Below are 18277 nucleotides of genomic sequence, written 5' to 3' on the forward strand. Positions count from 1 at the left end.
GCAGCGAGTTGAGTCAGGAATCTGACTGACACCCACCCGAGCTGGGGATTGCCAGAGTGGACGAAACGGAAGCTGCGTCGGACGGCTGTTCGGTCGTTCACCGCTGTGCCAAAATTCTTAGGTGATGGGCAGCGCCAACCAGATGGACGACAGTCCAGCAGGCAGGGCGCTACACCTCGTCACCGCCGACCCGGCTCGCGCCACCGAGCTGGCCGATGCCGCGCTCGCCGCTGCCCGTGCTGCTGCGGATCCCGACCAGGAGACCGTGGCGCTGCGGGCACTCGGTCTCGCCGCGCGGGAGCAACACAACGCAGATCACGGGCTCCGCCACCTGCGCCGCGCACGCCGCGTGGCCGAGGCAGCCAAACTCCCGGTCCGCGCGGCCGAAGCCCGGATGAGCCTGGCGCTGGTCCTGGCCGAGGCCGGCCAGCCGCAACAGGCGCTGCGCGAGATCGACGCCGCATCACCAACCCTCCGTGGGCTGCCCGCCGCGCGCCTACAGATGCAGCGGGCGCTGATCCTCGACCGCCTCGGCCGCTTCGACGAGGCGATGGCCGGCTACACCGACGCGCTGGCCGCATTCCGACGGAGCGGGGACCGGCTGTGGCAAGCCCGTGCGCTCACCAACAGAGGGGTGCTGCACACCTACCGGGGGAGCCTGCGCCAGGCCGAGGCCGACCTGCGGGCCGCGGAGCAGGGCTACGCGGAGCTTGACCAGGAGCTGGCTCTCGCCCAGGTCCGCCACAACCTCGGTTTCGTGCTGTCCCGCGCGGGTGACATTCCTGGCGCGCTGCGCTGGTACGACCTGGCCGACCAGTACTTCGCCCGGACCTCCCGCCCGGCGATCGCCCTGATGGATCGAGGCGAACTGCTGCTGGGGGCCCGGCTACTGCCGGAGGCACGCGCCGCGGCCGAGGCCGCCCTGGACGCGGCCCGGGCAAGCCGAATGGGGCTCTACGAGGCGCAGGCCCGGCTGATGCTGGCCGAAGTCGCGCTTGCCGAGGCCGATCTGCCGACCGCCTCGAAGCAGGCGCAGGCCGCACACCGCCTGTTCAGTCAACAGAACCGACCGACCTGGGCGGCGCTGTCCCGATACGTCAAGCTGCGGGCCAGCTCGCCGGAGGAACCGGCGCACCTGCGACAGGCCCGCTCCGTGGCACGTGCGCTGGCGGCGAGTAGCTGGCCGATACCCGCACTCGACGCCCGCCTCTACGCCGCCCGAGTCGCCCTCGACCGGGCGCTTCGCTCCGGGCGACGCGCGAAGGCCGCAGCCATCGCCGGGGAGTTGAGTGCCATCCGCGCCGCCAGCCGTGGTGGACCGGCCCAGCTCCGGGCACGCGCCTGGCATGCCGAGGCACTCCGCCGAATCGCCACCGGCGACACCACCGGGGCACGCCGGGCCCTCAACGCGGGAATGGCACTGCTGGACCGCTACCAGGCAGCCCTCGGCGCCACGGAGCTGCGGGTGATGGCCGGGGTTTACGCCCTGGATCTGGCCAGCACCGGCCTTCGACTCGCGGTTCGGGGCGGTAAGGCTCAGGCGGTCCTCCGCTGGAGTGAGCGGTGGCGGGCCGCCGCGCTGCGGCTGCCCCCTGCCCGCCCGCCGGACGAAGCCGGGCTCGCCGCCGACCTGGCCGAGCTGCGCCGCACCGTTGATGAAGCCAACCACACGAGTGCCGCGTTGGGATCGACCCTGCTGCGTCGACAGCGGATGATCGAGGAACGGATCCGGACCCGTAGCTGGCAGGCCAGCGGCACCGAGTCTGGTGCGGCGAGCGGAATATCGCTGGACCGAATCGCGGTCGAGCTGGCCGACCAGACGCTGGTCGAGCTGATCGACGTTGACGGGACGCTACACATCGTCGTGGTGCACGGTGGCCGGTTTCACACCCGGGCGCTCGGTGCGCTCGCCACCGTCACCGACGAGCTCCAGGCACTGCGGTTTGCGCTGCGACGCATCCTGACCAGCCGTGGCACCGATGACTCCCGGGCGGCGGCAGCGACCGCGGCCCGATTCGCGGTGCACCAGCTGGACAACTTGATCTTCGGCGCGATCCAGCCGTGGCTCGGTGCCGGCGGGCTGGTCCTGGTGCCGGTCGGCGCACTGCACGCCATGCCCTGGGCGCTGCTACCGACCTGTGCCGGGCGTCCGGTCACGGTGGTGCCGTCAGCATCGGAGTGGCTCACCGCGTCGGCCCGCCGCCAGGCCGCCCACCCCACAACGACCGCTCCGCCCCACCAACGGAATCCGGTGCTGGTCGCCGGCCCCGGCCTCGCCTACGCCGAAGCAGAGGTGCAGCGGCTGGCGGGAACACTCGCTCCCGTCAAGATGCTCCTCGGCCCCGACGCGACCGCTGAGGCAGCGCTCGCGGCGCTGGATGGCGCTCCCCTCGCGCACCTCGCCGCACACGGCAGGTTCCGCACCGACAACCCCATGTTCTCGCACGTACGCCTCGCCGATGGTCCGTTGACCGTCTACGACCTGGAACGGCTCGCCTGTGCACCGGCCACGGTGGTCCTCTCCGCCTGCGACGTGGGGCTGTCCGCGGTGCACCCGGGTGAGGAGCTGATGGGGCTGTCGACCGCGCTGCTCCAGCTGGGAACGGCGACGGTACTGGCCAGTGTCCTGCCGGCGCTGGACTCCGCGGCACAGGAGCTGATGGTGGAGATGCATCGACGGCTGGCCACCGGCGATGCACCGGGTGTCGCCCTCGCCGGCGCGCAGGCGGAATTCGGTGCTGGCCTGGACGCCGGCACCGCCACCGCCGCCTCGTTCGTCTGCTTCGGCGCCGGCTGACCGACCTCCCCGGCTTCGGCCGCGGGAACGAGCCCGCCCTGATGGTAGGCCGTCGGCTACCCGGATGAACCCCTGCGAACACGCTCCGTCGATCCACAGCGGACCGAGCTGTCACGCGCCGATCTGATACGTCGCCTTCGCGACATGAAACGTATGCATCAGGCGCGCCCTTAGCCCGCTCTTATCGGGGAACCGCACGGGGGACGACGAACAAAACACATCCCATCGCGCCCGACAGCTCGCAGGTTCGAGTCCGCGCGCGACGAAGGAGAGGTGTGAACGTGCTCCAGCTAACCACCACCAGCAATGGTGCGAGCAGGGTCCGAAGCCGCACCGGTCCCCTCATCGTCGGCATCGGCGGCACCATGCGCCCCGGCTCCTCCACCGAGCAGGCAGTCCGGGCGGCGTTGTCCGCCGCCGAGCGGGCCGGGGCCCGGACGCACCTGCTCGGTGCCACCGCGCTACAGCTACCGCTGTACCTGCCCGGCGAGAGCCGGCGGACGGCGGCGGCTCGGCAACTCGTCAACGCCGTACGCATGGCCGACGGAATCGTGATCGGAACACCGGCATACCACGGAGGTATCTCCGGCCTGGTCAAGAATGCCCTCGACTACATCGAGGACCTGAGCGACGCACCCCGCCCCTACCTAGATGGTCGGGCCGTCGGCTGCCTGGTCACCGCTCGCGGGTCCCAGGCCGCTACCACCCTGACCAGCCTCCGGGCGGTGGTACACGCCCTCCGGGGCTGGCCCACGCCGCTCGGCGTCGCGGTCAACACGGAGAACGTCGCGTTCGCCTCCGACGGCACCAGCACGGATTCGCACATCTCCGCCCAGCTGTCCCTCATGGGAGAGCAAGTCGTCGAGTTCGCCCTCGCCCGATCCACCGCTGCCTGAACACCGGACTGATCTGAAGTGGAGTACGACATGTTGGACAACGAGCGCTCCGCCGCAACCGCGGAAGTAGCTGACGGCACCGTAGACAACCTGGCGCCGGCGGTTGCCACCACGACAGCCACGTCCGTAGCGAGCCAGCTGACCGACGCCTCGTCGATCGATTCCGACGTGGATGGGCTCGACGACCTGGACAACGTCGACTTCGACCTCGACGAGGTGGAAAACAAGATCGCACCGCTCGCCCTCGCGTCGAATGAGGCGATCCAGTGGCGCCGGTGACCGTGGCCACCGGTGCCGCCGTCCGGGTGGATATCAACACCGGCCCCGCCAGCTCCTATGTCGGGCTGCGCGAATGTATCGCCGCGCTCCGCGCGGCAGGTGCCAGCTTTGGTGAGCTACCCCACCGCCATGCCGCTGAATGGTCGGAGCTGGCCCCCGACGACAAGCCACAGGAGAACCCGCCACCACTGGGCGAGATCGCACTCGCCGCCTCCGAGCGGCGGCTCCACCGGGAGAGCGAGCAGGTGTACCGAGTTCTCTCGGTCGCTGCCGCCGCGCTCTGCGCCGGCACCGCGGAGTTGGGTCGTCCACTGCTCGTCAGCGGCGCCGGCGGCACCGACCTGTCGTCCCTGCGTGGGCTGATGCGGGCCGTGGAGCACTCACGGGTCCACCCCGGCGCGGCACTGCTGCTGGATCGCCCCGAGTCGGTTCGGGCGCCGCTTGGACCGCACGCCGACTACCGCGCCGAGCGGGCTCGCTGCCTCCGTCGCATGGACCTGCCCATCACCGTCGACGATCTCGTGCTGGACCTACCGTCGGTCGCGGCCACCGCGGTAGCACCCGCCTCCGAAGAGGGCAAGCTCTACCAGCGGGCACGCGACCAGGACAGCTCCGCCGTCGACCGGGTCGCCGCCGCCATGGCCTACTGCCGGCGGGCCTTCTTCTCCGCGAACTGGGAAGGAATGGCGGTCGTTGCCACCGAGGCGATCGAGCTCCTGCCCGGGGTCCCCACGCCCGCCCTTCCCGAGCTTCTGGCCAAGGCGGAACGCGAGGACAGCCTGGTCCACGCCATCGAATTCGAAACCACAATCCTGCGCAGCACCGCTGATATCCGCGGCTTCCTCCTCAAGGTAATCGGTATCCAGGCCGGCTTCCGCGGGGACCAGGACGCGGCTGTCACCGCCTTTCGTGCCATGCGCGAGCACGACGACGGACTCTCTCCGGAGATCCGCGCCCAGTCCCACCTGTACACCGCGCTCACCCTCTCCAAGCGCAAGAACCGCCTGGGCGAGGCGGTGGCCGAGGTCGAGCAGGGGTTCGAGGTCGTCCGGGAACGCCCGAACGAGGCCGACAGCGTCCGCCGGGAGCGGGGTTGGCTGCACAACCTGCGCGGGCTGACCCTCTTCGCCGAGCGACGACTCGGCCCGGCGTTCGAGCATGAGAAGAAGGCGCTCGCCTGCCTCACGGGCCTCAACGATGCCAGCTCCGCTCACCTGCGCATCAATCTGTACTCCAACATCAGTGTGCTGCAGGAGAAAGCCGGCAAGTACTCGTCCGCGCTGGCGACCTGGGACAAGTTCCGGCAGGCCACCGGCTCCTCAACGGCGGGCTTCGCCAAGCACCACTCGTATCGCAGCGCCGGGCTGCGGCTGCTGGTCGGTGACCGGGAAGCCGCTGTTAAGGAGATCGATACAACCCTCACCAACGCCGCCGGACTCAACGACATCTTCCATCAGACCGAGGTCCGCCTCGAGCTGGGCATGCTGCACGCCACCGCGGGCGACCGCGAGGCCGCGGTCGCGGAGTACGAGCTGGCCGAGCAGGATGCTCGACTGCTCGGCGACCCCTACCGGATCGCCCTCGCCCAGGCCGGACAGGTGATGACGGGGGGAGCCGGCGCGGATGTCCCGGCCACCGTGGCGAACGCGGCACTGAGCCTGACCCGTCCGGTCGAGGCGACGGCCCTCGCGAAGGCGGTGTCCAGCTCAGCGGAGCTCGCCGAGCTCCTGCCGAAGCCCCGCACAAAGCTCAACCGTCCCTTCGACCTGATCAACTTTCAGGACTGACGATGGCTGAGCAACCAACCCCCTGGCAGCTCTACCCGCGGCTGCTCCTCCGTCGGGCGGGCTTCGGCATCGAGCTGTTGACCGCTTTGGCCGATGAACCCACGCGAGCGGGCGCCGCGGAGTACCGCACGGCGGCGAAACAGTTCGGGCGGTGCCGCACCGAGTTGATCGAGGGCATCGCCCGGGCTGTCGCCCGGACCGATCGGCAGTCGGACCGGTCGCGGCTGCGGGCGCTGTCCCGGGCCCGTAGCCGGGCGGGACGTGGCCTGTCGGTGAACCCGGAACAGCTGAGCCCTGACCTGGTGCCAGCGGCGGTGGCCTACGGCACGGCGCAGGCCGAGCTGGAGCAGGCGGGCCAACAGCTGACCGGTGTCCTCGCCCAGGAGGCGTTGCGCCGACCGGGCCGGGTGCGCGCCCTGCTGGGCAACGATCGGGTCTGCGACGCGTTGCTTCAGCTCTCACCCTCGTTCTACGGCGAGGTCGTGCGCTGGCGGCAGGGGTGGGCCACCCGGGGTGACGAGACGAACCGGAACCGGGCCAAGGACCGCGCCTTCTACCGCCGTGCCTACCTCTACGGCCAGCGCCTGGCCGCGAAGAACGAGACAACAAGTTTCTTCGGTCCGCTGGTGCACGGGCAGATCGACCACACGGCCAACGGAATTGCGTTGGGCCCCGAGACCGAGTCGGGAGTCCAGACCACGGAGGCGCAGACCGCGTTCTGGGCCGTGTGCGAGCTCGCCCGCAACCTCGGCACCGATCCCGCCGTCCGCGACCAACTGCCGGTGACCTGGGTGCCGGCCTGCCGTCGGCGGGCGGAGGCCGAAGCCGGAACAGGCACGGTCCAGACCAGTGCCGGGCGCCGGATCCGGCTCTCCGGCACCCACTGGAGACTCGTTCGCGACATCAACGACCACCGTTCGGTACGGGACCTCGCGGACCTCGCCGGGATCGAGGTCGCCGAGGCGCGCGCGGCCCTGGATCGGCTTCGCCAGGTCGGTGCCGTACGGCTGTGGCCCGAGCCGCCGTCCACCACCGCCCGTCCGCTGGACTGGCTGGTGGGCTTCGCCCAGCAGCACGCCGGTGGCACCGAGTGGCCGGCGCGGCTGCGCGAGCTCGCCGCCCTGGCGGAGCGGTACGCAGCCGCAGTCGGGCACCACCACCGGGCGGCCGTGCTGACCGAGGTGGAAGCGGGCTTCTCGGCGTTGACCGCGACCGACGCCCGCCGGGCCGGCGGCCAAATGTACGCCGACCGGTTGGTGGTGTCGCTGGACGCCAAGGGTGATCAGTCTCCGGTGGTGGTCGGCGGCGACGTCGCCCGACGCTGGGAGGAGCAGCTCACCCCGGTGCTGGATGTCGCGGCCCGCTACGGCGAGCTCCAGCAACAGATCGCCGCGCGGCTGTGCGCCAGGGTTATCAGCGAGTCGGGGACCGGTTCGTTGCCCTATGACGAGTTGATCCGCCGGGTGCTACCAGCAGTTGAGGCGGGGGCGCTGACTGCCCTCTCCGACCCGGTGCGGGAGTTCACCCAGACCTACACCGAGCTGGTGCGCGCCGGTCTGCGTGGGCAGGAGGCCCGGTTGTCTCCCGCCGCCCTGGCGACACTGGCGCCCACCCCGGGCCGGGACCGGTTCGTCAGCCCGGACCTGATGCTGGAGCGGCAGCCGGACGGTAGCGACCTGCTGGTCCTGGGGGAGCTGCACCCCTACGTCTTCGCCTGGGGTTCGCAGGGGCTCTTCTGCGACGACCAGGAGCGGATGCTGGCCGACTTCACCGCCGGGCTCGAGCCGTGGGGCGGCCCCGACCAGCTCGCCACGGTCATCCGTCGACGACGGCACAAGGGCCTGGTCGCCGACTGGTTTCCGGGACGCTTCGTCGAGGTCACCTCCGTGGCCACCGACGACCGGAAGCGGACCGTGGCGCTCGCCGACCTGACCGCCGTCCTGGTAGACGGGGTGCCGCGGCTGCACGCACCCGACGGTGAGTTGACCCTCTACGCCGGTGAGGACGACCACGTCCACCTCCGGGCCTTCGCCGCGCCGGGTGTGGCCCTGCCCCTGATCCGATTCGGTGACTTCGCGCCGCGGATCCGCGTGGGGGAGGTCATCGTGCAGCGGGCCCGCTGGTGGTTCAGCGCCGCTGACCTTGGCGTCGCCGAGGTCCGGGATGCTGCCACCGCGTTCCTCGCGGTGCAGTCCCTACGCGCCCGGCACGGACTGCCCCGCTTCTGCTTCGTCTCGGCGGCGCACGAACCCAAGCCGGTCGGGGTTGACCTCGACAATCCGCTGGCCGTGGACGCGCTGCTGGCGTTGACCCTGGCCGGCGACGGAAAGGTCTCGCTGGCCGAGATGCGACCCGCGCCAGACGCCCTGTGGCTACACCACGGCGACAAACCCGTGACCGCCGAGTTCCGGATCGCTATGAGAAGGGCTTCGTCGTGACCGTCCCCACCAGTGCCGGCCCGGCCGACCCCAGCTGGGAGCTGTTGCCAGACCTCGTGCTGCGCAGCGCCGGCTTCCCCTGGCAGTTGATCGAGTCCCTGACCTATCGGCAGACCGCGGCGCTGCTCGACGAGTTGGCCGTCCTGGAGGGAAAGGCCGCCGAGGTGGCCACCCGGATGCGGACCTCGGCACGCCTGACCCGCGGCCAGCAGAGCAAACTACGCAATGTCCGGCCGCTACCCCCGGCGGACAATTTCGACCGCGACTGGCTCGCCGAGTGGAACGACCTCGCCGAGCAGGTGACGCGGACCCGAGAGCGACTGGAGCCGACCGTCGCAGCGGACGCGGCGAAGGTAAACGCCGCGCTCGCGGAGATCCGGACCGATCCGCGGATCAACGATGCCATCGTCTGCTCCTCCCCCGCCGTCCACCGGGATCTGGTTCGGGGGGCGACCGGGGGCAGGATCCGCCGCCAGCTCGCCGCGTACGCGCAGCGCCTGGCTGCGAAGAGCGAGACGATGAGCTTCTTCGGGCCGATCAACTACGGCCGGGTGGACACCAGCTCGGACGCACCAACGACGCTGTCCTGGGCGGGTCACCGGGAGATCCGGGTACGCCAGGCGCACTGCGCCGCCCGGGTCAACGACGCCGTGCAGGCGATGATCATCGGTGATGACTCGCTGGTGACGCACCTGGTCCCCCTCCGCAAGACCACGGCCCGTCCACCGCGCCGAGACGACCCGTCGGCCGAGTTGATCCGGGCGGTGGACGGCGACCGCACGATCGCTGAGCTCGCCGCGGCCGGCGGCGACGAGGTGACCCGTACGGTGGGGCTGTTCCGCACGGCCGTCGCCAAGGGGGTGCTGACGCACTCCTGGTGCCCGCCGGCGACGACGGTGGATCCGTTGCGCTGGACCCTGGAGCGGATCGACGAGGCCGGTGTCGAGGTCGCCGGCCGCGCGGCGGCTGTCCGGTCGCTGCTGGTCAAGGTGCTCGACCTCCTCGACAGCTACCCCTGGACCTCGCCGGAGCGCAAGCTGGGCATTCAGGCCGAGGTGGAGGCCCTGCTCCCCACCGGTGGGCCGACCAACCGCAGCCGCTTCTACAACGACCGGGTGATCATCCACGAGGCCGCGGTGGGGACCGCCCAGCTGGAGCTCCGTGGGCGGCTCGCCCACGACCTGCGGGCGGCGGCCGCCCCCATCCTGGACCTGCTCGCGCATGAGGCGGAGCTGACCCGGGTGCAGACCAACCGGGCCGTGGCGCGGCGGCTCGGCCCGGGCCGCACTCCGCTGCTGCGAGCGCTGAGCGCCTGCGCGGACATGTCCATCGAGTACGGCGGTCAGCTCAGCACGGAGCTGGCCCGCGTCGTCGGCGAAGCCGGACCGGAGGCGAGTGAGCTCGACGTCGCCGGGCTGCTGCCCACCGTGCCCGCCCCCACCGCACCAGTTCTGTGCTCCATTGACGTCCTGATCGGCACGGCCAACCTCGCCGACTACGACCCGGGTACGACTCCGTTGGTGCTCGGCGACATCCACGACGCGGCGCTGCTCACCCCGTGGGCCCTTCAGTTTCATCCGGCGGCGGCGGCGCTGCTGGCCGAGCGGGACGCCGCCGTCCGGCGGGCCCTCGGCGACCAGATAGCCGTCAACGTGATCTCCCGGCGGACGACTGGGCTACCGCCGCTGGAATTCCCCGGCGTCGTACTCGAACTGGGCGGCTCCGCCACGGCGGGTCGAGACCGGATCGGTCTGGATGAACTCTGGCTCGACAGTGACGGGGAGCAGGTGGTGCTCCGGGGAGCCAGCTTCCCTGGGCGGAGTCTGCTGTTACACAACGGCGAGCTCGACACCGCGGTGCACACCGCGCTCGCGCTGCCCCGCATTCGTCGCGCCGTCCTCCCGACGCTGCCGTACCTGCCGCGACTGCGCTGGGGCAACGCGGTCTTCTCCCGACGCCGCTGGCTGGTGCCGAGCGCCGAGGTACAGACGTTGCTCCGCGGCCAGCGGGACCTGGACCTGCTGCTCGGTGCCGCCCGGCTGGCCACCGAACGCGCCCTGCCGAACCGCTTCTTCGTCAAGTCGCCCGCCGAACGCAAGCCGGTGTATGTCGACACCGCGAGTCCCGACCTGCTGAAGGGGATGGCGCGGCTGGCGGCCACCGCCGACCACCTCGCCGTCACCGAGGCCCTGCCCGCGCCGACCGACGCCTGGCTTCGCGACGGTGACCTGCGGTTCGCCTCGGAGCTGCGCTGCGTCTACCTGCGGGGCGGTGGACAGTGATGCGCCGGGTGATCCTGCCGCCCCTGTACGACCTGAGCCTGGAACCGATCCTGGGGCCCGCAGACGAGCTCTTCGACGCCAACGCCGAATTCCTAGACCGGCTCTGCGCTCCGGTGAGCCTGCACGGTTTGGCCGAGTCCGCGGCACGGCAAACATCCGGTATGGCCACCGCCGAGACGGCTACCAAGGCACTCTTCGCCGCGGCCGCCGCGACGATTCTGGAGCGCGGGCGCTACGACTGGGGCCGGCTCCGGGCGATGGGTCTGGCCCTGCGGCTGACCGCCGAAGCAGACCCGACAATCCGGTTGGCCGTGGACGATGTCGAGCTGGTCAACGGAACCACCGAGTCGGGCGCCGACGTGGTGTCCGCCGCGACCGGGACAGCACTTTTCGCGCCGGAGGCCGACCGGGCCCGAACCTGGGTACCGGGGGCTCGGGTGCACCTGCTGGTCGAGACGGACCAGCAGCTTCCGGCCGCCGCCGCGTTGGCGGGGGCGCTGGGTCCGCACCGGGTCACCCTCTGCGGCCGGTTCGCCGCCGCGCACCGGAAGGCCCTGCGCACGCTCGCACCGTTCGCCGGCGCCGAGATCGATGACTGGTCGCCATCCTGGCGCCTGCGGCGAGAGTGGTCCCCGGCGGGCGAAGACATCCGCTGGGTACGCGACGCCCACCAGTGGCACCCCGGGCAGCCCTGGGCGGGTTGGCTCGCCCCCGAGCAGGCCGTGCTGCTGCCGGCCCGAGCCTGGCGGGACTGCCGCGGGGTGGCGCTGACCGTGGCCCGTTTCTCCGCCTGGTCGGCGGTGACGGGGGTGAGTGGCGTCGACACCGACCTGGAGACGGTACGCCGGCTCGTCGGCGACGACCGGCTGGCCGTCGAGTTACTGGTCGGTGCCCCCGGGCTGGACGCCGACGCGACCACGACCGCCGCCCGGCGGCTGCGCTCCGGGCCTGGACCGCGGTTGGCGGGACTGAGCCCGTTCCGGCTGGCCAGCCGCCGCGGTTCGCGCGAAGCGGCAACATGGGGTGGGGTGCCGCTGACCCGACAGGACGCGCCGCGGCACGATCTCCCTCGCTGGGATCGTTTTCACGAGCCGGGGTCGCTCGACGACGCCGATCGACAGCGCATCACCAGCACCCTGACCGCCGAGTTCGGCTCCGAAACCGAGCTGTATCCCGGTCGGCTCGCCTGCTGCGCGCTCGCGCCCGGAAGCCAGCCCTCCGCCACGTGGGAACCCGCCGCCGCGGTCGTCGAGGCCAGCGGGGCCGGGCCCGATGGGCGCGGACCCGGATCCTTCGTGGTGAACCTCCGCACGGGTAGCGCCTTTCGGCTGCACCCGAGACTGACGCCGGTCGTACGGCGGTTGGCGAACGGCGACGCTGCCGTCTGGCAGCACCTCAGTGACACGGTCCGTACAAAACTGTCCGGTCAGCTGGTCCGGGCCGGGGCAATCCGGAGTACACAATGACGAGAAACTGGCGCATTGGCCGCGAATTCATCGTGCGCCACGCGGGAATGCCGTTCGACTGGCTGGAGGAGCTTGGCGCCCCCGGCGACCTGTTGGAGCTGGCCGACGAGGTGGTCCGGCGGGAGGATGTCCTCCTGGCCAGCGTCTCGACGCACTTCACCGGCGATCGAGCCGCCGGGATCCGGGCCGACGTGCTGCACGGTCGAATCGATCAGCTCCCCCGCTCCGCCGGACCGGACTGGCGGGCGGCGATCGATGCCTGGGGGGAGGCGCTGGCCCAGTACGTCCGCGCCTACCGGGAAGCAGACGAGCAGGTCGGCAAAGAACTCCGGGAACTGCTGGCAACGTCCCAGGTCTCCGAAGCGGTCTTCCTGTCCAACCCGGATGCCTACCGCAACATGCTGCAACCATTCTTGGCGTACCAGGGTGCACTGAACTCACGCTGGCGGCGGGTACGCCGACAGATGTACACCTACGTGCAACGGTTCTGCGCCAAGAACGAAACCGTCAGCTTCTTCGGCCCGATGGCGTACGGCACGATGGGCCCCGGAGACGACGCCCAGCTCCGCCGAGACGTTCCCCGTACCCGCCGGGTGTTTCTGTCCCACTGGGCGGCCCGGTCCCTGGCGTTGGCCATCGCCCGGGACTCCGCGATCCTGCCGCACCTCCGCTTCCACCGGACCGGCCGCGGCGCCGACCCGGGTGAGCCGATCCTGGCCCGGGTGCTCCCCGGCGGCACAACCGTGCGGCAGCTGATCCAGCATTCCGGCCGCCCCGCCGCCGAGGTGGTGCGGACGCTGATGAAGCTGGTGGCGACCGAGCACCTCACGATCGGACTCGGCGGCGGCGACTACGACCTGGACCCCCTAACGACCCTGCGCGAACAACTCGCCGCGCTGCCGGCCACACCCGCCCGCGACCAATGGCTCGCCCGGCTCGGCGATCTCGCCGCGCTCCTGGCCGAGCTGGGGGAACAGCCGCTGGAACGCAAGATCACGACGGTAGCCGCGCTGGAGACCCGGTTCACCGAGATCACTGGCAAACCGGCCCGCCGGGGCGCGGGTGCCGCGTACGCCGACCGGGCGGTCTTCTTCGAGGAGTGCGCGTCCCCCTTCGCCCTCACCATCGGAGCCGATCTGATTCGGCGCTGGGAGGAGCAGCTCACCCCGCTGCTGGAGGCCTGTGTCACGCACGGTCAAGCCACCCAGGCCGCGGCGGCCGAGGCCGTCCGGAAGAGCTTCGCCGGCAACGGCCAGGACATCGAACTGAACCTCCTCGAGTACGCGACCCGGGCCGCCGCGGACCAGTCCGACTCCACCAGCACCTACCAGGCGACCTACGCGCCCAGCTACCCGGGTGAGGACTGGCGGTCCGAGCTGACCCAGCTCATCGGCCAGGCCAACACCCTCGACGGCGAGCGGTACGCCGTCATCGACCTCTGCCCCGCGGCGGCGGACGTGGCGGGGCTGGACGCGGCACCGTTGGTCTTGTCCCGCGCCCACCACCACCTGCTGGTTGACAGCTGGCTCGCCACCATGCACCCGGATCCGCGACGGTTCGGCGCAGCCGCCGCCGAATGGGTCGCCCGGCGAGCTGACGGCCTGGTCGGCCTAGACCTCGGTCGCCGGAACAAGGGCTACTACCGATTCCCCGGCCGGGAGATCGCGATGCGTCCGCTCTCCTGGACCGACGAGGGCCGACCGGACCTACTCAAACCCGAAGACCTCCGGGTCTCCATCACCTCCGATGCGGTCACCCTCCGGGACCCGGACGGTCGCGTTGTCACCGCGTACATTCCGCTCAGCGACTTCGTCAAGTACGCACCGCTCGCCGCGCTGTCACACCCACAGGTCCTGCACCCCACCTTCCGGACCGCCACCGGCGGCGCGCTGCCCGAGGTCGTACTGGGGGCGGTGACCCTGCAACGCGCCCGCTGGCGGGTACCAACCCAGACCTTGGCGGCGGCGGAGCCGCACACCCGGTTCCTCGGGCTGCGTCGGTTGGCCCGGGACACCAACGTCCGGTTCCTCTTCGGGCGCAGCGCCCACGAACGCAAGCCGTACCTGATCGATCTCGCCTCCCCACTCGCAGCTGATCTGGTCAACCACATCACCCGGGGCTGTGACGAGATCGACGTGGAGCGGATGGCGCCGGGACCGGAAGGGCTGTGGCTCCGCGACGCCGAAGGGCGGCGCTACACCAGCGAGCTGCGGATGCAGGTCGTTGGCGAAGGCGGGCAGGCATGACGCCGACGATCTGGTTCAGCGAACACTCCCTACGGCTGCGGGTTGACGTACGGCCGGACGGCTCGTTCCCGACCCAGCGCTCGGCCGCCCGCGGGATGAGTGTGGAGCGGCACCTCGGGGACGGCCGCACCGAACACCGGTTCAGCGACGGCGACGCACTGCTCCAGACCGGTTGCGCCGGGCTGGCCGCACCGGCCGCCGACGTCCTGCGCGAGGTCCAGGGCCGACCGGTGTTCGGGGTAGCAGCGCAGCACCGCGCCCTGCTCACCGCGATCGCCGCCGAGACCGGCGCCGAACTCGTTCTCGGCGTCGCGGAGCAGCACGTCGCCGCCGGAGACCCGGACCAGGTCCGCTCCGCCCACCGCTTCGTCGCGACGCTGCTGCTCACCCTGACCGGCGCGGACGGCACCCGGCACACGCAGTCAGTTCGGTGGAATCCGACCGACGATCCCAGCACGCTGGCGCTGGCGGCGCGGCAGATAGCCAGCCAGATGCGCGGCCGACTCGCGCTGCCGCTGGCCGAGGAGCTACCCGCGAACGCCGACCTCGTCCTGCTGCCGGGGTTCGCCGGGGCGTTCTTCCACGAGCTCGTCGGGCACCCAATGGAGGCCGACGTCGTCGCCTCCGGCACCAGCTACCTGGGCCAGCAGCTCGGGCAGCGGGTTGCCCCACCCTGGCTGTCCATCCTCGACGGCGGCCACCTCGCCGGCGCCGGCTATCGGAGTGCCTTTGACGACGAGGGAGCCGACTCGGTGACCACCCGCCTGATCGACCGGGGCGTGGTTGGTCGGCCGATGAACGACCTCGCCCTGGCCCAGCTCCTGAACACCACCCGAACTGGCCACGGACGCCGACAGAACTACCGACACCCGGCGATCCCACGAATGACGCACACCGCGGCGGTGCTGGAGCCCGGCGCCGAGGTCGAGGAGCCGGCCGGGGACTGGATCGCTCCCCGCGGCCTACGGCTGGAGATGATGAACATCGCCTCGGGCGCGTTCGTCTTCCACGCGCCGATCTCCGTACTGCACCGGGCCGACGGCACCACCGCCCGGCTCGGCCCCCTGCGCATCGTCGGCGACGGCGCGCGGGTGCTGGCGCGCCTACGGCCCTACGCACACCGGGTCAGGGGGTACCTCCGGGCCACCGGCGGCTGCGGCAAGCTTGGGCAGTATCCGGTCCTGGTGTCCTTCGCCAACGCGGGCCTCCGGCTCCCCGCGGGATCGGTCGGGATCCGGGCGGTGCGTCATGCCTGAGCTTCGGCTGCGCGCCTCCGGGCTACTCGCCCCCACCTCCGCCGGCCCCCGACTGACCGTGTCGCTGGACCTCGTGCGGCTACGCCGGGACGCCTCCGGCCGGGTGCTCGGCTCGGAGCGGGTGAGCGGATCCGCGGCCGACGCGGCAGCGAAGAACGTGGCGCTGCTGCTCACCGAGGCCACCGCCCGGATCGGTGGCGCCCTCGACGGGCTACAGAGCGCGGTCGCCACGATCCACGAGTGGCGAGCCGGTGCCGACCTGCCGGTGTCGGGCCGCAGTGACCTGCTGGTTCGGGTCGAGACCGCGGGTGGGCCCGTCGTACTCGGCACCGCCGGTCACGGCACACCGCTCGATTTGGTGTCGGCCGTCGCGAGGCAGGACCTGGCGGTGCTGGCGCACCCGCCCGCCGCCGAACCGCCGGCGGGGTGGCGGGATCGCCCGCTCATCCTGCGCCCGGCGCCCGCGGCCGTACTCGTCGCCGGCACCGCGTTCTCCCTCTCCTCGCGCAAGGGCCGGCGGAGCGCGGCGCAACTCGCCGGCCGCCGGGTGCTGCCCGCGCTGACCATCCGGGATCTCCCCGTGGTGCCGTCCGGGTACGACCGGGACGACCTCGGTGAGCCCGCCCAGGCCAGCACGCTGGTGGACGCCGGCCGCATCTGTCCCCCCGGGCGGTGGCGCGACGGTGTGCCGCTGGGCCGGGCGGTCTGGGATCACGACACCGCCGCCTGTGGTCCGCCCCCGATCGTCCGGCTCGAGCTCGACGGGCCCGATGCGGCAACACCGCCGAACGCCATCGAGCTGCAGTGGTGTGTCGAAGGGCTCCAGCGCTACCACAGCGACGGCACGATCCGAGTCCACTGTGTAGCACGCCCGGTCGACCGCCCGGAGGAGAGCTTCGTGGTCGTGCTGCACGGCAAGCCCATCCACCTGCTCCGTCACACCCGCGGTCTGACGGGCCCCCGATCGGCTGTCTACGGCGACAGCGACATAACCACCCGCTCGCTGGTACTCGCCAGCGCAGCCGAACTGGAAGGTGCCGGACATGCAGTCGTTACCGTCAACTCCTGACGTCGCCATCGTCGGCGGCGGAATAGTCGGTGCGTGCCTGGCGGAGGAGTTGAGCAGCCAGGGTGCCTCGGTCCTGGTGCTGGACGCCGGCGCCGAGCCCGGACACGCAACCCATCGCGCCGCCGGGGTGGCGGTGCCCTCCCTTCGCTACCTGGACGACCACGAGTTCTACTCCTGGTTACGGAGCGCGAAGCGGGATCTGGACGCCGACGTGGCCCGCCTGGAGCCGGAGTTCGGCGCCTTCAGCGTGGTACGGCCGATTCTGCGCGCCCTGCGCGAGCAGGACATCGAAGCCTACGGCCACCTGTTGACGGCAGCGGGGGCCGGGACTCAGGTCAGCGGGGACGACCTCGCCGCTGTCGCGACCGGCCTGAAGCTCCCTACCAGCCGACACTACCTGCACACCGAGGGCGGGCTCATGATCGACGGACGGCGGTATCTGGCCGCGGTCCGCGGCCGTTGCCGAGAGCAGGGGGTCAACTGGCGGCAGGACTGCCGGGTACGCGAGGTACGCGAGGACGGGCACCGGGTGGTGCTGCGTACGGACCAGGAGACACTGCACGCCGACCGGGTGGTGATCGCCGCTGGCGCGTGGAGCTCCGGCACCGGGCTGGCCGAGTCCACCGGGATTCGGCCGCAACGCGGTCAGATGGTGGTGCTGCGCACCGACGAGAAGCTGACCAGCATCCTCTCCTCCGCCTACTACCTGGCCCCGGGGGTCAACGGCGACATCCTCGTTGGCGCCACCGAGGAGGATGCCGGTTTCGCCGACCACGTCACCGCCCAGGGCGTCGGCGCACTGCTGCGGTTCGCCACCGCGGCGATGCCCGGCCTCGCCGCCTCCGTCCCGCTGGAGCTGCGGGCGGGGCTACGGCCGGTCTCCGACACGGGTCGGCCGTTGGCCGGGGCGCTGCCGGGTCAGGACCGGATCTTCATCTCGGCCGGACACGCCGGCCACGGGCTGCTCTCGGCCCGTACCACCGCGAAGGGGATGGCGGCCGGGCTGCTCGGCGACGACTGGGACGCCCTGCCGTACCGCATGTGCCCGACGCACGCACAGGGAGGCACCGCGTGATGCGCATCGACCACGTGATTCTCGGCGCCCGCACGATCGCCCCGCTCCGGGAGTTGCTGTGGGAGCGGCACGGCTTCGGGATCACCGACGGCAGCCCCAACCCGGACGGCACCGCGAGCTGGATCGTGCCGTTCGACACCCCCGATGTCCAGTATCTGGAGCTTCTCGTCACCGACAACGAGCGGGAACTGGGCAGCACTGACTTCGGCCGGGCCTTCCTGGAGCGGACCGCGGACGGGCCGGCCTTCCTCAACTGGGCGGTCCTCACCGACGACATCGCCGCCACCGCGCAGCGGGTGGAACAGGTCACCGGCACCGACCCCGGCCTGCTGCGGGGGGAGTCGGTACGCGCCGACGGCCAGCGGGTGCCGTGGGCGGAGGCCGCGTTCGACCTGTCCTGGCGCAGCCGGGTGCTGCCGTTCTTCCTGAGCTACGGCAATCCCGCGGACCGGGCGGACCGGGTGGCGGGTGACCTGCGGGCAGCCGGACACCGGGTACGGCCGACCGCCCTCGCGGGTCTGGCGACCGGCCCGGCGCGGGAACGAGACTGGGCGCCACAATGGCCCGGCCTGGCGGGGCTCGCGGTAACGGTCCACGACGACGCGGGCGCCGAGATCACCGCGGTCCGGGTCGAGACCGGCGCGGGCGAGACCGTGGTGCGACTGCCATGAGTCGAAGCCGATCCG

12 protein-coding genes are annotated in these 18277 nt (G+C 71.6%); all 12 read left to right on the forward strand.

From position 1 onward, the window contains the following. The first annotated feature begins 124 nt into the window (after positions 1-124). The 12 genes from SALPAC4_RS0100870 to SALPAC4_RS0100925 all read left to right on the forward strand — a co-directional run bounded on the left by SALPAC4_RS0100870 (position 125) and on the right by SALPAC4_RS0100925 (position 18262). Entirely contained in the window at positions 125-2797 is a 2673-nt protein-coding gene (locus SALPAC4_RS0100870) for a CHAT domain-containing protein (RefSeq protein ID WP_027644800.1), read from the forward strand. A gap of 275 nt (positions 2798-3072) precedes the next feature. Further along, positions 3073-3693, forward strand: a complete 621-nt coding sequence (locus tag SALPAC4_RS0100875; RefSeq protein ID WP_019868759.1) for an NADPH-dependent FMN reductase — start codon at positions 3073-3075, stop codon at positions 3691-3693. An 18-nt stretch (positions 3694-3711) separates the two neighbouring features. Continuing rightward, the gene (locus SALPAC4_RS0100880) at positions 3712-3972 is read left to right on the forward strand and encodes a lymphostin biosynthesis Trp-donating RiPP (protein WP_019868760.1); all 261 of its coding nucleotides are present in this window, start codon (positions 3712-3714) and stop codon (positions 3970-3972) included. Then, complete coding sequence (locus tag SALPAC4_RS0100885; RefSeq protein WP_019868761.1) at positions 3960-5759, forward strand: hypothetical protein; 1800 nt, start codon at positions 3960-3962, stop codon at positions 5757-5759. The genes SALPAC4_RS0100880 and SALPAC4_RS0100885 overlap by 13 nt, the downstream gene beginning before the upstream one ends. A gap of 2 nt (positions 5760-5761) precedes the next feature. Continuing rightward, positions 5762-8197 carry a lantibiotic dehydratase gene (locus SALPAC4_RS0100890; RefSeq protein WP_019868762.1) on the forward strand — a complete coding sequence of 812 codons (2436 nt, stop codon included), beginning with the start codon at positions 5762-5764 and terminating at the stop codon, positions 8195-8197. Further along, positions 8194-10479: a lantibiotic dehydratase gene (locus SALPAC4_RS0100895; RefSeq protein WP_019868763.1), complete on the forward strand. Its 2286-nt coding sequence runs from the start codon at positions 8194-8196 to the stop codon at positions 10477-10479. The genes SALPAC4_RS0100890 and SALPAC4_RS0100895 overlap by 4 nt, the downstream gene beginning before the upstream one ends. Further along, positions 10476-11945 (forward strand): hypothetical protein, encoded by a 1470-nt coding sequence (locus SALPAC4_RS0100900; RefSeq protein WP_019868764.1) that lies wholly within the window; start codon positions 10476-10478, stop codon positions 11943-11945. Before SALPAC4_RS0100895 ends, SALPAC4_RS0100900 begins: the two co-directional genes overlap by 4 nt. After that, positions 11942-14191, forward strand: coding sequence for a lantibiotic dehydratase (locus SALPAC4_RS0100905; RefSeq protein WP_027644799.1), 2250 nt, complete (start codon positions 11942-11944; stop codon positions 14189-14191). The genes SALPAC4_RS0100900 and SALPAC4_RS0100905 overlap by 4 nt, the downstream gene beginning before the upstream one ends. Then, on the forward strand, positions 14188-15447 hold the full coding sequence (locus SALPAC4_RS0100910) for a metallopeptidase TldD-related protein (protein WP_019868766.1): 1260 nt from the start codon (positions 14188-14190) through the stop codon (positions 15445-15447). The genes SALPAC4_RS0100905 and SALPAC4_RS0100910 overlap by 4 nt, the downstream gene beginning before the upstream one ends. After that, positions 15440-16516 (forward strand): hypothetical protein, encoded by a 1077-nt coding sequence (locus tag SALPAC4_RS0100915; RefSeq protein ID WP_019868767.1) that lies wholly within the window; start codon positions 15440-15442, stop codon positions 16514-16516. Before SALPAC4_RS0100910 ends, SALPAC4_RS0100915 begins: the two co-directional genes overlap by 8 nt. Further along, a complete protein-coding gene (locus SALPAC4_RS0100920) occupies positions 16491-17591 on the forward strand; it encodes an NAD(P)/FAD-dependent oxidoreductase (RefSeq protein ID WP_027644798.1) in 1101 nt (366 codons plus the stop codon). The genes SALPAC4_RS0100915 and SALPAC4_RS0100920 overlap by 26 nt, the downstream gene beginning before the upstream one ends. Then, positions 17591-18262: a VOC family protein gene (locus SALPAC4_RS0100925; protein WP_019868769.1), complete on the forward strand. Its 672-nt coding sequence runs from the start codon at positions 17591-17593 to the stop codon at positions 18260-18262. The genes SALPAC4_RS0100920 and SALPAC4_RS0100925 overlap by 1 nt, the downstream gene beginning before the upstream one ends. The last annotated feature ends 15 nt before the right edge of the window (positions 18263-18277 follow it).

The organism is Salinispora oceanensis, from assembly GCF_000383575.1.
Lineage (GTDB): Bacteria > Actinomycetota > Actinomycetes > Mycobacteriales > Micromonosporaceae > Micromonospora > Micromonospora oceanensis.

Coding starts and splice junctions, on each gene's coding strand:
- SALPAC4_RS0100870 (WP_027644800.1), top strand. CDS start 125: ATGGGCAGCGCCAACCAGATGGACGACAGTCCAGCAGGCAGGGCGCTA.
- SALPAC4_RS0100890 (WP_019868762.1), top strand. CDS start 5,762: ATGGCTGAGCAACCAACCCCCTGGCAGCTCTACCCGCGGCTGCTCCTC.
- SALPAC4_RS0100905 (WP_027644799.1), top strand. CDS start 11,942: ATGACGAGAAACTGGCGCATTGGCCGCGAATTCATCGTGCGCCACGCG.
- SALPAC4_RS0100910 (WP_019868766.1), top strand. CDS start 14,188: ATGACGCCGACGATCTGGTTCAGCGAACACTCCCTACGGCTGCGGGTT.
- SALPAC4_RS0100915 (WP_019868767.1), top strand. CDS start 15,440: ATGCCTGAGCTTCGGCTGCGCGCCTCCGGGCTACTCGCCCCCACCTCC.
- SALPAC4_RS0100920 (WP_027644798.1), top strand. CDS start 16,491: ATGCAGTCGTTACCGTCAACTCCTGACGTCGCCATCGTCGGCGGCGGA.
- SALPAC4_RS0100925 (WP_019868769.1), top strand. CDS start 17,591: ATGCGCATCGACCACGTGATTCTCGGCGCCCGCACGATCGCCCCGCTC.